This window comes from Symbiopectobacterium sp. Eva_TO (assembly GCF_053848865.1).
This window is the reverse complement of the sequence record NZ_JBSPEY010000002.1, coordinates 36,391-49,534: the sequence shown is the minus strand read 5'-3', so window position 1 is coordinate 49,534 and position 13,144 is coordinate 36,391. Positions and strand designations below refer to the sequence as shown.

The window sequence follows — 13,144 nt, the reverse complement described above, 5'->3', positions numbered from 1 at the left end:
GCATTTATTCTCCGATAATGACATCCAGAATATCTGGATGAATATCTGTGAGCCAATGTTGTAATTAATGCGAATTTAATTAAAAGGTGAAACATGAGAGTTAATCGTTGTAAAAAAACACTGGCTACTGTTTCCTTGCTGAGTTTGACATTATCTTCTTTTAATGCATTAGCTGGAGATACGGCTAACTTAACCATCAAAGGACGATTCCTTCCAACTACCTGTGATATAAATATCAATGGTAAGGAGAATGAAGTGATTGATGTGGGCAATATTTACTATGGAGAGCTTATTAAAAGGCATACAGGAAAAGTATTCCCAAGTAATACTTTTGGTGAATCACAAAAACTCACCCCTTTTACATTAAATGTAACATGTGATAGCAAAGCTTCAGTAGGCGTTGGAATTATGGATAATTATAAATCTTTTGCTCCGTGGGCAATAGGTGTTGCCAAACTTGCTGATAATACAAAATTATCAGATGCATTTGCATTTAAGGCAACGAGCGGCTCTGATTTAAGTAGAAAAATCGGGGGATATTATTTTAAATATTCTGACTCCAAGGCAGATAATATAGACTCAGGTCTATATGGTGCACAACTTTCATTTTTCCAATCTGCTAAGAAAGCATTCGTGGGAAACTCTAAAAATACCATTCTATGGAAAAAAAATGAAGATGATGACGAGCCAATAAAAGCAGAAACATTCTCTACCAGAATCACTCCAGTCGCATATTTTTATTATGACCCCAAACAAAAAAGCAAGTATACCGAAGATATTACATTTGAAGGCAAGACAACTTTCATCGTCGCTTATTATTAATTTTTACATCAATATATAGAGAAAAAAGAGGTGGCAAGTCATTGCCACCTTATTTCTCTAATCCTAACTTTTATTGGGGTTTTTATTTCATGAACATAAAAAGCATGCTTTTTTTGTTGTTCGCATTCGCGACACACATCTCTATAGCTGGTCATTTAAAACTGCATACCTCCTCAGTCATTATTGAGGCCGATGCCGGAGAAAATGCCTTCCCGGTGAGAAATGAGTCTTCTTCGCCTTTAATAATGCTCACCACACTCGAGCCTTTGCCGGAAGACCCAGAAAAACTGGTAACCATTACGCCTCCTGTCTCGCGTATCGAGCCAGATGATACCCAGATTGTGCGCTTTTTACTGAAAAATAGCGCCAATCTAAAAACAGAACGCATGGCCCGCGTCACGTTTGAAGGCATTCCCCCCAAAGGGGAGAAAGCCGGCAATCGCATCAGTATCAATATTGCCCAGAATATTCCCGTTATCATCCGACCCAAAGGGCTTAAACGGGATTATGCCCCCTGGAAACATCTGCAGTGGAAAGTGGATAACAACACGTTGACGGTGCATAACCCTTCCCCCTATGTGGTGCGCTTTCATCCGGGGCTGACCTTATTACCTTCTCAGCGAACGCTCAGCCTGCCCGGCAGTTATCTCTTGCCCGGTAAAACCCTGTCCGTCAGTCTGCCGGCGAAAGCGTCAGTCACCGGCGTCAAGCTCACGCCGGCATCGCTGTACAGCTATATGCTGGACCCGGTTGAACTGCCGGTCACGGCATCATAAGGGGCCTGGCATGAAACGACATCTTACCCCCAGCCGACTTGCATTGGCCCTGGCCTTATGTCCGCCAGAGGGGCTGGCACAATCCCTGGCGATGTTTGATACCGATATTTTGCGCGCACGTGGCATTCCTGTTTCGGTGGCCACCTATTTTCAGACTGCCTCCCGATTTCCACCGGGTATCAACCACCTCACTCTGGTGGTCAACGGCACGCCGCGCGGCACCGTCTCTGCGACCTTCAACGACCAGGGCGCCTTATGTGCCGACGCCAACTTTCTGAAGGCGGCAGGCATCCTCACGAAACAATCTGAGGGACCAGCGCAGGCACAACAGGGTGCCTGCCCTGCTCTGCCCACAGGGACTGAAGTCAAACTGCAGCCTGGCCGTCAGCGTGTTGAGCTATTGGTGCCTCCACAGCTCATTGATAACAGCGCCCCGAAAGCGGTGTACGTCAGTGGCGGGAGCGCGGCACTGCTTAACTACAACCTCTATGCCACCGGTAATCACAGTCGCTATAGTCGGTCACAGACGTTTTATGGCCATACCGAAAGCGGCTTTAATGCGGATAACTGGATAGTGCGCAGCTATGACTCTTACTCCGGTCACGGCGATAAAGCACGATTTCACCACCAGAGCGCTTGGGTGCAACGAACGTTTCCGGCCGTTAAATCAACCTTACAGGCGGGACAACTCACGCTCAACAGCCCGCTGTTTTCCGCCCCGGCGTTTAACGGGCTTCAAGTCAGGCCGGAAAGCGCATTACTCAAAACCGATAATGGCGTGCGCGTCACCGGCATTGCCCCCTCAGCCGCACGGGTCGAGGTCCGTCAAGGCGGCGCGCTGATATACTCGACACTGGTGCCCGCAGGCCCCTTTGTGTTAGATAACCTGCCGCTGAACAACGCCTCGCAGGACCTGGAGGTTTCGGTCATTGAAAACAGCGGTGGACAACGGCGCTTTATCGTCCCCGCAGCGTCATTCAGCTCGAATTTCGTTCCTGTACAACAGGGCTGGACAGCGGCTATCGGCCAACCCCGTGAGACTGGACGGGGTGCCAATGAACTGAAAAGCAATGGCTTCGTTACCGCCACCGCCACTTTTCCGGTAAAAGCGTTAAACACCAATATGACCACTGGCTTGATGGCGGCTCAGCGCTACACGTCTGTCGGCCTCAATGCCGAGACTAGTCTGTGGAAAGACTCATCGACCTATTTCCGCTTCATGGCGGCACGGGATGCACGCACTGGCACGCAGGGCACCATTACCCAGGCGGGGCACAACATGGCGTTAGGGGGTAACCTGTCGGCCACCCTCAGTGCAGCGTTTCATACCCCGGGTTTCCGCTATCTGACAGATAGCCCTCAGCCTGATACTTCACGCCGCGGCGCGCAGAAACGGATGTATGGCGCCAGCTTGGGGTGGAACAATGAGATGCTGGGCTTTTTCTCTCTCGGCATGACCCGCAGTGAACGGTTTGATAACACAGCCGACAATTACCCCAGCATCAGCTGGAGTCGAAATGTCGGCCCTGCCAGCGTCTCGCTCAGTATGTCACCACGCAGCGGGCAGCGTGATGACGACATGTATTACCTGCATGTCAGCCTACCGCTAGGTAAGGCTCATACCAGTTTTTCTGCCAGCAAAGAGGGACGTTATACCCGTGCTTCCGCCAGTGTCAGCCAGCAGCTTAATGACACCCTTGGCTACAGTGTCGGCACCTCGACATCAGACCATCGGCGTTATGGCTTTAACGGCTCACTGAACCTGCAGCCGCGCTATACACGCCTCTATGGCAACTACAGCTATAACGGTCACGACAGCCATTCCTGGTCAGCCAGCATGAACGGCAGCGTCATGCACGATGGTCATGGCATGCTTTTCTCGCCACACAGCGTACACGATACCTTTGGTGTGGTCAGTGTCCCAGGATTACCCCATGCGCGGATACAGACGCCCTCCGGTACGATATGGACTAACGGCAGTGGCCGTGCTGCCGTCCCTTCCGTTACCCCTTATAGCCGCTCACGCGTTGAGCTGGTGACACAGGGACTACCACGCAATGTGGAGGTGAGTAATGCAGCGAGCATTACTGAAGCCGGACGGGGCGCCGTCAGTCGTGTCAGCCTGAAGGCCGAAAGGCATCGGAAAATCCTGCTGCAGGTCACAAAACCTGACGGCAAATCATTCCCGCAGGGTATGGCGGTACTGGACCGTCAGGGGAGCTATCTGAGCATTACCGGTACAGACAGTGATATCTATCTGGACGCAGAGCATACCCACAACGGTCTTATTATTGAAGACGATAGCGGCCAGCGTTGCACGCTGGACTTTGCAATAAGCCCTGAGCCACCGAAAGACGATGAACCGTATGAAACCGTATTGGCCATTTGCCGATAAAAGCACAGAAGGAAAACAGAATGAAGAAAATGATTTTGGCAGTGATTATCATTGGTGCCATCGCTGAACAAATAGCGAACCCGGCTTTTGCATTACTCGGATTCTCGGGTAAAAGCGCCAGAGAGGCTTGTAATATCAGCGTCTCACCAACAATTATTGATTATGGCGACATTAGTCAGCACATGGTTGATAACCCAAGCCTTATGAATAGGAAGTTTAACTTGAGTGTGATATGCACGGAAGACAAAAAAATTCGCATAGCACAAAGTCGTAAATCGACAGGTCAAAAAGGCGCTAACATTATCACGAGTATTGATAATGTTTTAGAAAATGGAGAAAAAGAAGTAATAACAGTTTTGCATGGTAACCTACCAATCAGCTACTCTTTAGAAAATCCCTACTCAAATGTAGCATGGGAGATGGGTAATGTCTTTGGTTCTAAAAATAAAACCTCGACACTTTCGGCAGAAATAACAGTACTTCTCGAGCTACCCCAGGAGATTAAACAGTCTAGAAGTGAATTTATTATAGATGAGGTAATCAACTTTTATATAATGTAAACACTTATAAGCGCATCAATACATTATTCCGTAAAGACAGCCTACCTAGTTTTTGATGAGTTATTAAACTTCCTATAGCTGGCTTTTTTGAATAAATAGATTTTATGCTGCCAACCCAGTGAGACGACTGCTCCCAGCAACGTGAAATCATGAGGTTAGACCCATATCGTTATACACATCTTTTGGCCATTTTTTGAACAGGATGCTCAGAACCCCGTGAATTAAGGCATTCAAGCCATCCCATTGGCTTTTTGAGGTTCAAAATGCCACTCTGAGATAAACCCGTAACTCATTGATTAAACAGTGCGTTAGAAAGATGTGTATAACGATATGGGTTAGACCCCATGAGGAAACGGAAAATCTGAGACGGAAAGCATTTTATACCAAAAATGACATGTAAAACAGCATTATTACCTATTATTCAACAAGGCCTCTATAACTGCGAAAGCTTGTGTTTCAATAGAGCAAAGAGACGATATTGTATTGGCATATTAAGAGGATAAGACTCAAAATTTTCGCAATGACATTTTTAAAAAACATTCCATCAAGATGATAGCCCTGCGGCCTTGGTGGCACCACTTTAAAATTACAGGACAAAACAACATGAAAAGATTAATACGTGTGTTTATCATTTATGCAATCACTACAGAATTACTGAATCCGGCCTATGCTGAATTATCAAAGACTCAGCAACCAAACGTGTGTAATATCAGTATACTTAACGTCATATCGTTATACACATCTTTTGGCCATTTTTTGAACAGGATGCTCAGAACCCCGTGAATTAAGGCATTCAAGCCATCCCATTGGCTTTTTGAGGTTCAAAATGCCACTCTGAGATAAACCCGTAACTCATTGATTAAACAGTGCGTTAGAAAGATGTGTATAACGATATGACTTAACGTACTTCAAAATCACCTCGTTATACACATCTCTGTTCGTGCCTGAGCGCGCGTAGCGTTTCGGCGGCCGTCATGACTTTCTGCAAGCCTTTCCTGATAGTTTTTGCGCCTGGTTCACCGTCGCCTTTTCGAGCAAGAAAGCCTCCCAGTTGCGCAACTAAGCGCAATACTTCGTTTAGCTTAGGGCGGCCCTTGGGCATACGCTTGTTCATCAGTAGGTAAGCTCCATGAGTCTCGTCGGAATCAAAGAACAACATTGCGTCTAGCTCTGGACAGGTTCGTCCCATACGCATTAAATAGGCGATGCGCCATGCCACGATCATGAACAGCGCCAATGCCCGCTCAATGCGATCCACGGTCGATAACTGTAACGCTTCGACACAGCAGCCGTTCTTCAGCACATTGAAGAACATCTCGATTTCCCATCTAGCCCGATACCAGTCGATCAGCTCCACGATATCTTCTCGTCCTTCAGGTACGCGATTGCTCAGCAACCGCCACTCGACCGGCTTCACGCCTGCTGGCGGCTCAATTTCCTTGGCTATCACACAAGTCACTGCCAACCCGCAACGCAGCGACACTCGCTTCACGCGCAGCGCCTGTTTCACCGTACGCGCCTTCTGCCCCGCGCGAGCCGCCATAACGAATTGGATTTCTCCCACCGGCACGGTCTTTCCAACCTTCTGCCAAAGCTTCTCATTACAGTCCAGACTGCGATTATGAGTCGAGCGGATCAACCAGTCAGCCGGAGTGCCAAGGTCATCAGCGAGCTGCATCAACGCCTTGATATCCGCTTCGCGATCGGCTAAGTACACCAGACGTGTGTTTGGCAACTCCGAGGCGAGTTCAGCAACTCGCTCGTATCCCTCGAGCCAGCGCGTACTCTCCTTGAGCCCATCGCGTTTTCCGTCTGCATCCTTCGGCTCTCTTGCCCACATCCACGCATCCAGTACGCCCAACCCCACGCGATCCGGACTGACCGCGTAGGTCGGATGCAGGTACAGACCACGCCTGGCTTCGTAGTTCAAAGGACCCAAGCCTTGGATTTGCTGCCCGTTGAAGTCAAGCTCGGTAGTGTCTTGGATACACAGCACAACCTCGTGTTCTCGGATCCTTTCCTGCGTACGCTGCCAGTGAGGTTGCAGAATGTCTCGCCATTCGAATGCTTGGTTCTCCATGAAGCGGTAAGCACCCAGCGTCTCAGACCATCCGAGGCACGCATGCGGAATGCTGGCTTGCGGATTCTCAGCCAGCCGTATCAAAAGCCCTTTGGCACGCTTATTGAGCCTCGTGTCACCAAGATTTACCCCTTCCAGTTCTTGGTGTGCCCAGCCATCTGAATCCCGTGTCATTTTTCAGCGCCGTAAATGGCGATAGTACACGTCGGTTTCACTTCATTTACAACCCCACCGGCTGCCTATTTCAGCCCGCTAACCCTTGGCATATAAGGCGTTGCGGACTTGTGTATAACGAGGTGACTTCAAAATGCATCCTCTTTTGTCCAGCAGAAGGCACGGGCAGTAAGTCTCTGGCCTCGGCTTGGCGTGCATCTTGAAGTTTATTGAGTATATATCACCATCAATACTTGATTATGGCGACATTACTCGCAGTATGCTGAATCGCGATAATCGCATTAACAAGCAAATGACTCTAGATATAACTTGCAGTAAAAAAAGAAAAGTCTTTGTAGAGTTAGCATATGTACCACATTTATTTCCCATAAGAGAATCTGAAATAGATATAGTGCTCAACACGCTAACGCTCGATGGAGATAGAATCATATCGTTATACACATCTTTTGGCCATTTTTTGAACAGGATGCTCAGAACACCGTGAATTAAGGCATTCAAGCCATCCCATTGGCTTTTTGAGGTTCAAAATGCCACTCTGAGATAAACCCGTAACTCATTGATTAAACAGTGCGTTAGAAAGATGTGTATAACGATATGAGATAGAATGGGTGATATAAACATTTACAAAAGAAAAACTATTATTGCTACAGATGTGCTTCCTCTTGGACTATCGAGTGGTGACTTATTAAGCACAGATAAAAAGTCTTCTAAGCTATCCGCATTAATGACTGTGACACTGCCTTTCCCTCGTAAAATAGCTGAGGGCAGAGATGTCTTCAATCTCGGAGGTAAGATTATTTTCTTCATACAAGAAGAAAATTAGTTAAGAATCAGCGAGAGCTGATGAAGAATAAATTGCATCAACGCGACTATAAACAATTACTACCTATAACCCTTTAACTGCATTTATAAATAACATGGTTCATGGAAGGCATACCCCTTCTTGCGTAAAAAAGGGTATCCATTATATCAACGAAAGGAATCATACACTATGTATTACAATAACACGCTACTTACCCCAACCAGTATTGAACACTGGTGCTCACATATCTATAGCCTAGAGGTTTATCACGATAAAAAAGGCAATATTATTCTGGACTTAGAGGAAATGGGTACCAGTATCGTCCGGTATCAACTCACTCCAAAAATGCGAGATGAATTCGTAAAAATGCTTATGCGACCATAATTGACTAATGAGCAATAGAGTTAATTTTAAGATATATTATACAGATATGCATTGATACCAGCCAATGCGCCTTTGGTAAAAGATAATTCATTATCAATAACATCGCCGGGCGGCTGGCGTCACATTTTGAGAATGGCAGCAATGATGCTCACGGCGGCAGCTACCATTAGCCCGAGCCGGATGGTCATCTGCATGCCAAGTTTATCAAAACCGGCAGTCATATCCTTACGGACATCAGCTATCTGCGCGTCGGTCTTCTCGAAACGGGCAATCATTTCTTTCCGCACATCCTCAAGGTCGCGTTTGGTAGCAACATCGACGGCTTCATGCGATTCACGAACGGCCTCGGAAAAAGCTTCAGCCTGCTCTGCTGGCACACCAGCAAGTTCTAGCTTTTTCACAAATTTCAATGTATCGAACGCAACTTGACCCATAGGTGTTCCTCCTCTTTTGGGTAAGTGTAACCGATCAATCATATTGACGGAAGATCGACCCATGCGCTATAGTCGTTCTGCATCTGCAAATTCAGGTGCCGGGTCTGGAAACCTGTTTGAGTAACCGCGACAGAATAACACGCCGCGAGCGTGTTTTTTTATGTCGCACATCTGGCTGCACCTCAATGGTGGGTTGGATGGGGGAGTCGAAAGACTCGCCGGACGGTTACTCCGGTTTTTCCAGCCCTGTTCAACTCACCACCAATCAGAGTCTGGAAACTCTCGGTGGTGATTTACTCAAGTAACCATCGGAGGTCATCATGACCATTCATACCAACCTTTCTACACCCAAAGTCACCATCGACAACGGTAAAGCGATCACCACTACCGAAGATGTAGCTCTTTACTTCGAGAAACAGCACCACCACGTCGTACAGAAGCTAGAATCCCTCGATTGCTCGCCAGAATTTACCATCCGCAACTTTTCGCGAATGGTCAAAGATAAAGCAATTGGTAGTGGAGCGACACGCGAGGTCGTCTACTACGAAATGACCAAAGACGGTTTCGTTTTCCTCGTTATGGGCTTTACGGGCAAAAAAGCAGCAGCGTTCAAGGAAGCCTACATCGCGGAATTTAACCGCATGGAAGAGCGGCTTCATGGTGCAGTTGCGGTCAGTGGCGTAACCAACGAAATCCTACTTACCCTTCAAGATAATAAAGTCATCAGATCCCGGCCAATCGCTGATGACGAATATGTTGCCAGTCTCGATACGTTATTTGAAATCGCGCGTCGAGCTGACTATCTCGTCATACACAAAGACGACCTGATTAAAAAGCTCGGTAGCTAATCAATCCATCCCGGTAACGCGCCGGGGTTCCATTAATCACATTGACTTGTGAGAGGTTTACTCATGCAAAATTTAACCATTGCACAAACATTAACCATGTCCAGCGTTGAAATCGCTCAGTTGGTTGGAAGCCGTCATGGCGATGTTAAACGCAGCATCGAAAGACTCGCGGCATCCATGGTAATCCAACTACCGCCAATGGCGAAAGTTGAAAATAAACAATCAAATAGCCCTAACCGGTTTTCTGAAGCTTACATTTTTGAGGGAGAACAAGGCAAACGCGACAGTATTATCGTCGTCGCTCAACTTTGCCCTGAGTTCACCGCCCGTCTGGTTGACCGCTGGCAAGAGCTGGAGAAGCTGGCAGCCCAACGAGCATTGCCAGAAAACTACATCTCAGCATTGGAAGCTCTGCTTGAGTCGAAAAAGAGTGAAGCAGCGCTGGCATTGGTTAACAAAAAGCAAGAAGAAGAGATTCATTGCCTGCAAAACCTCTTTCAGGTCGGCATGACGCCCGTCCAGTTCTGCAAGCAACTTAACGGGGTGAATGTGATGGGGGTAAATCTGTTTCTGGCAGAGCGTAATTTCCTCTACGACGGACAGAAAGAGGAAAACAAACCTTATGAGTGGCGTGTAAAGGCTTATGCGCGCGATAAATATTTCACCGAAAAAACGGTCACCGTTAACACCGAAAAGGGCAAGAAGCAATTTTATGAAGTCATTCTTTTAAAAGAAGGTGCCAAATGGCTGTATCGCCACTATCTGAAAGGCGAGCTTCCGATGAAGAAAGGCTGGAACGGTGAATTTACCCACGATAAATATCTTCAGGTCGCATGAGGAAAAATTATGAAGCAATCACAAGAAGTTATCGTTGCCCGCATTATCGCAGCATCTAAAGATATTGTCGCGTGCGAAAAGGCGATGGTAACGCTGAAAGATATTTATCGTACCGCCATGTATCAATATTTCCGTAAGCATGGTGACCCTGGCATTGATGGCGGTCGACTTAGCCCGGACAAACCGGAATATGAGGGAGTTATTAAACATACTGCCCCTTATTTTATCGCCCTCCTTAAGAAAAAACGTGAATTATACAATGCCCGTCGTCGTCACAGTCGGGCAACTCAGGCATTAATCAAATATCAAATGGAGAAGGCCCATGAAACCTAAAATACCCAAACGGATAAGAGAGCGGGAGAAGCGATTTAAGCGCTTATACCGTGAAGGACTTATCCATGCAAGACGCATACGACAAACCGGTTATTTATCAATACGACTTTCCCTCTACTGGCGCATGTTATCGAAAGATAATGGGCAGAGTTGGAAAACCATGAGTCATGCAAAATACGACACTCAAATAACAATCTAAAAACGGGAGCACCCATGAATTATGCATTCGCGGGTCATGCTGCCCTCATGGGGAGCTATCACCCGGAAGAAACTCACCTGGATAAATTGGTTAAATGGCTGCGAAACGCATACCGAAAGGTTATCGATATCCTCGAACAGGCAGGCAAGCCTATCAGAACTGCTTCAGTACGTTAATCAAGGCGGTTGCACGGCAGCCTGAAATCACCTTCACCAGCACACCCTGTGTGCCACGTTCACGCCCCCATTTCTACGATTTTTAAATCCTACCGCCAGCTCACCGCCATGACGAACGGTTGGGCGGCTTAATTTTAGCAGAGGTCATTATGGCATACATCACCTTATCCGAGTGGAACCGGCGGCAACCCCGTCCGCGTTGTATGGAAACCGTCAGGCGATTGGTCAGGAGCGGAATGATTTTTCCCGCACCGATACGAGATGGGCGCGAGTACCTGGTTGACGAAAATGCCTGCAAGCTCACCCAGAACAAAAACATTGGCCCATCCAGCGCCCTTCACCCCACCCTGTTATCGAGGATAAGACATGGCACGCCGGAGAAGTCATAAGAACCGCGATTTGCCGCCAAACCTGCAACCGCGCAATGGCGGCTATTTTTGCTACCGTGACCCACGCACAGGAAAAGAATATGGCCTGGGCCGCCATCGACAGGAGGCCATTACGCAAGCCATAGCCGCCAATATGGCAATTTATGGCTCATCAAAACAATCACCGCTCGTTGACCGCATCAACGGCACACAGGTGACCACAGTGAGTCAATGGTCTGAACGTTATCTGAGGATACTCGAAGGACGGAAACTCAAGCCGACAACGATGAACGAGTACAATAAATACCTGAAAGCCGTTAACGCCCATTTAGGTGAGTTTGCTATTCATAAAGTAGAAACCAAAGACATTGCCTCGTTCCTTAATCAGTGGGTAAAGGCCATATCGTTATACACATCTTTTGGCCATTTTTTGAACAGGATGCTCAGAACCCCGTGAATTAAGGCATTCAAGCCATCCCATTGGCTTTTTGAGGTTCAAAATGCCACTCTGAGATAAACCCGTAACTCATTGATTAAACAGTGCGTTAGAAAGATGTGTATAACGATATGGGTAAAGGCAGGAAAACCGACAATGGCAAACCGCATCAGAACATTGCTGCTTGACTTGTTTCGTGAGGCCATTGCTGAAGGGGTCACCAAAAGCAATCCAGCCGAAGCTACGCGCAACCAGCGTGTAGAAATTCAACGCGAGCGCATAACGTTGGACGATTGGAAGGCTATCCGTAAAGCAGCAGATAAATTACCCGCATGGGTTGGCCCCTGCCTTGACCTGGCTCTACTCACAGGACAACGCCTAAGCGATGTTCAGGGCATGTGCTGGAGTGATTACCGAGATGGACGTCTTTACGTCAGACAAGAAAAAACAGGCATGATGTTGGCCATCGCGGAAACAACCCGCCTTGAATGTCTGAATCTTTCCCTTTTAGATGTGCTTCAGCAATTAAGAATATTAAATAATGGTAAATCTCACATTGTGGCGGATGAAAAACACAGTGTTCTCGCTAAGAGAACATTATCTGAAGTATTTATGAAAGCGCGTCGTGGATCAGGTTTGAAATGGGAAGGCACTGCTCCCTCTTTTCATGAAATCAGAAGTTTGTCAGCTCGCTTATATACTGAAGAGAAAGGGAAAGACTACGCACAAAAACTATTAGGGCATAAATCAGCAACCATGACCGACAAGTACCGAGATGTACGTGGCTCAGAGTGGACAGAGGTGTAATTATTTCGATCGAATTTCGAGTAATTTCGATCGATTAATTGTAACAACCTGAATAAAAAGGATAATATTTCTCCGCCGATGTTGGAGCATCAGCGAAAGTCTAAAACAATAATATGATATTTATCATATACTTATGTTATATTTGTGCTCAAAAAATAGGCAACAAAACACAACAAAGCACGACAATACACGACATTTTTATCAATAAGTTACCGTCCATTTCGACTTGCAGACTACATCAGAATCTCCCAAATTTGACCGCTGAACGCTCCACATTTGACGAAGGAAATCCCATTCGCTATAGCCGCTTTCAGGTGCTTCAACACACGCTAAATAGCTGCTCCTAATACCGCCACACCCTTCACAAGCCTTGGGCACAAGGGATAATCAGCTTCCCGTCCCAGAAGCCTTTTATATCAAGGCTCAGGAGTGGTAGTGATGAGTAGCAAAATAATCACCTATAGTTACCAAGTGATCTACTATTCGGAACAGCTATTTATTTCTTTAACCGTAGCACCTCGACAAGCGCAAAGAAATGATGCAATGGTGGGCTGATAGGATAGCCATCCTTGGCATTCACACCGCATTTTTACGCCATAACACGGCACATTACGTCACCGTACGACACGTGCACGGCACGCAGATCTTAGTGGTTGGAATCTGTGAACGATTGGTTTCATTGATGTGAATGAAGCGCCCGACATTACCACCGG

15 protein-coding genes are annotated in these 13,144 nt (G+C 47.0%); 13 read left to right on the top strand and 2 right to left on the bottom strand.

Annotated elements, in window-relative coordinates:
* Positions 1-144: 144 nt before the first annotated feature.
* From ACWWJF_RS01015 to ACWWJF_RS01000, 4 genes are all read left to right on the top strand, one after another.
* Positions 145-822, top strand: a complete 678-nt coding sequence (locus ACWWJF_RS01015) for a hypothetical protein (protein WP_455868424.1) — start codon at positions 145-147, stop codon at positions 820-822.
* Between the two features lie 104 nt (positions 823-926).
* On the top strand, positions 927-1,598 hold the full coding sequence (locus ACWWJF_RS01010; protein ID WP_455868423.1) for a fimbria/pilus chaperone family protein: 672 nt from the start codon (positions 927-929) through the stop codon (positions 1,596-1,598).
* A 10-nt stretch (positions 1,599-1,608) separates the two neighbouring features.
* Complete coding sequence (locus tag ACWWJF_RS01005; RefSeq protein ID WP_455868422.1) at positions 1,609-3,993, top strand: fimbria/pilus outer membrane usher protein; 2,385 nt, start codon at positions 1,609-1,611, stop codon at positions 3,991-3,993.
* Positions 3,984-4,553, top strand: a complete 570-nt coding sequence (locus ACWWJF_RS01000; RefSeq protein WP_455868421.1) for a hypothetical protein — start codon at positions 3,984-3,986, stop codon at positions 4,551-4,553. The genes ACWWJF_RS01005 and ACWWJF_RS01000 overlap by 10 nt, the downstream gene beginning before the upstream one ends.
* Positions 4,554-5,475: 922 nt before the next feature.
* On the opposite strand, the gene ACWWJF_RS00995 is transcribed toward ACWWJF_RS01000, so the two are convergent.
* Positions 5,476-6,807: an IS4 family transposase gene (locus ACWWJF_RS00995; protein WP_455868420.1), complete on the bottom strand. Its 1,332-nt coding sequence runs from the start codon at positions 6,805-6,807 to the stop codon at positions 5,476-5,478.
* Between the two features lie 604 nt (positions 6,808-7,411).
* Between ACWWJF_RS00995 and ACWWJF_RS00990 the strand changes: the two genes are divergently transcribed.
* Positions 7,412-7,630: a hypothetical protein gene (locus ACWWJF_RS00990; RefSeq protein ID WP_455868419.1), complete on the top strand. Its 219-nt coding sequence runs from the start codon at positions 7,412-7,414 to the stop codon at positions 7,628-7,630.
* A gap of 482 nt (positions 7,631-8,112) precedes the next feature.
* Here ACWWJF_RS00990 and ACWWJF_RS00985 read toward each other — a convergent pair whose 3' ends face one another.
* On the bottom strand, positions 8,113-8,427 hold the full coding sequence (locus ACWWJF_RS00985) for a DUF1640 domain-containing protein (RefSeq protein ID WP_455868418.1): 315 nt from the start codon (positions 8,425-8,427) through the stop codon (positions 8,113-8,115).
* Between the two features lie 320 nt (positions 8,428-8,747).
* Between ACWWJF_RS00985 and ACWWJF_RS00980 the strand changes: the two genes are divergently transcribed.
* From ACWWJF_RS00980 to ACWWJF_RS00945, 8 genes are all read left to right on the top strand, one after another.
* Positions 8,748-9,275, top strand: a complete 528-nt coding sequence (locus ACWWJF_RS00980) for a Rha family transcriptional regulator (protein ID WP_455868417.1) — start codon at positions 8,748-8,750, stop codon at positions 9,273-9,275.
* Positions 9,276-9,338: 63 nt separating this feature from the next.
* Positions 9,339-10,112, top strand: a complete 774-nt coding sequence (locus ACWWJF_RS00975) for a Rha family transcriptional regulator (RefSeq protein WP_455868416.1) — start codon at positions 9,339-9,341, stop codon at positions 10,110-10,112.
* A 9-nt stretch (positions 10,113-10,121) separates the two neighbouring features.
* Positions 10,122-10,445: a hypothetical protein gene (locus ACWWJF_RS00970; protein WP_455868415.1), complete on the top strand. Its 324-nt coding sequence runs from the start codon at positions 10,122-10,124 to the stop codon at positions 10,443-10,445.
* Positions 10,435-10,644, top strand: coding sequence for a ParE family toxin-like protein (locus ACWWJF_RS00965; RefSeq protein ID WP_455868414.1), 210 nt, complete (start codon positions 10,435-10,437; stop codon positions 10,642-10,644). The genes ACWWJF_RS00970 and ACWWJF_RS00965 overlap by 11 nt, the downstream gene beginning before the upstream one ends.
* A gap of 14 nt (positions 10,645-10,658) precedes the next feature.
* Entirely contained in the window at positions 10,659-10,820 is a 162-nt protein-coding gene (locus ACWWJF_RS00960; protein WP_455868413.1) for a protease FtsH-inhibitory lysogeny factor CIII, read from the top strand.
* 149 nt (positions 10,821-10,969) lie between these two features.
* Entirely contained in the window at positions 10,970-11,209 is a 240-nt protein-coding gene (locus ACWWJF_RS00955) for an excisionase (protein WP_455868412.1), read from the top strand.
* The gene (locus ACWWJF_RS00950; protein ID WP_455868411.1) at positions 11,187-11,645 is read left to right on the top strand and encodes a phage integrase Arm DNA-binding domain-containing protein; all 459 of its coding nucleotides are present in this window, start codon (positions 11,187-11,189) and stop codon (positions 11,643-11,645) included. Before ACWWJF_RS00955 ends, ACWWJF_RS00950 begins: the two co-directional genes overlap by 23 nt.
* A 135-nt stretch (positions 11,646-11,780) precedes the next feature.
* A complete protein-coding gene (locus ACWWJF_RS00945; protein ID WP_455868410.1) occupies positions 11,781-12,431 on the top strand; it encodes a tyrosine-type recombinase/integrase in 651 nt (216 codons plus the stop codon).
* Positions 12,432-13,144 lie beyond the last annotated feature (713 nt).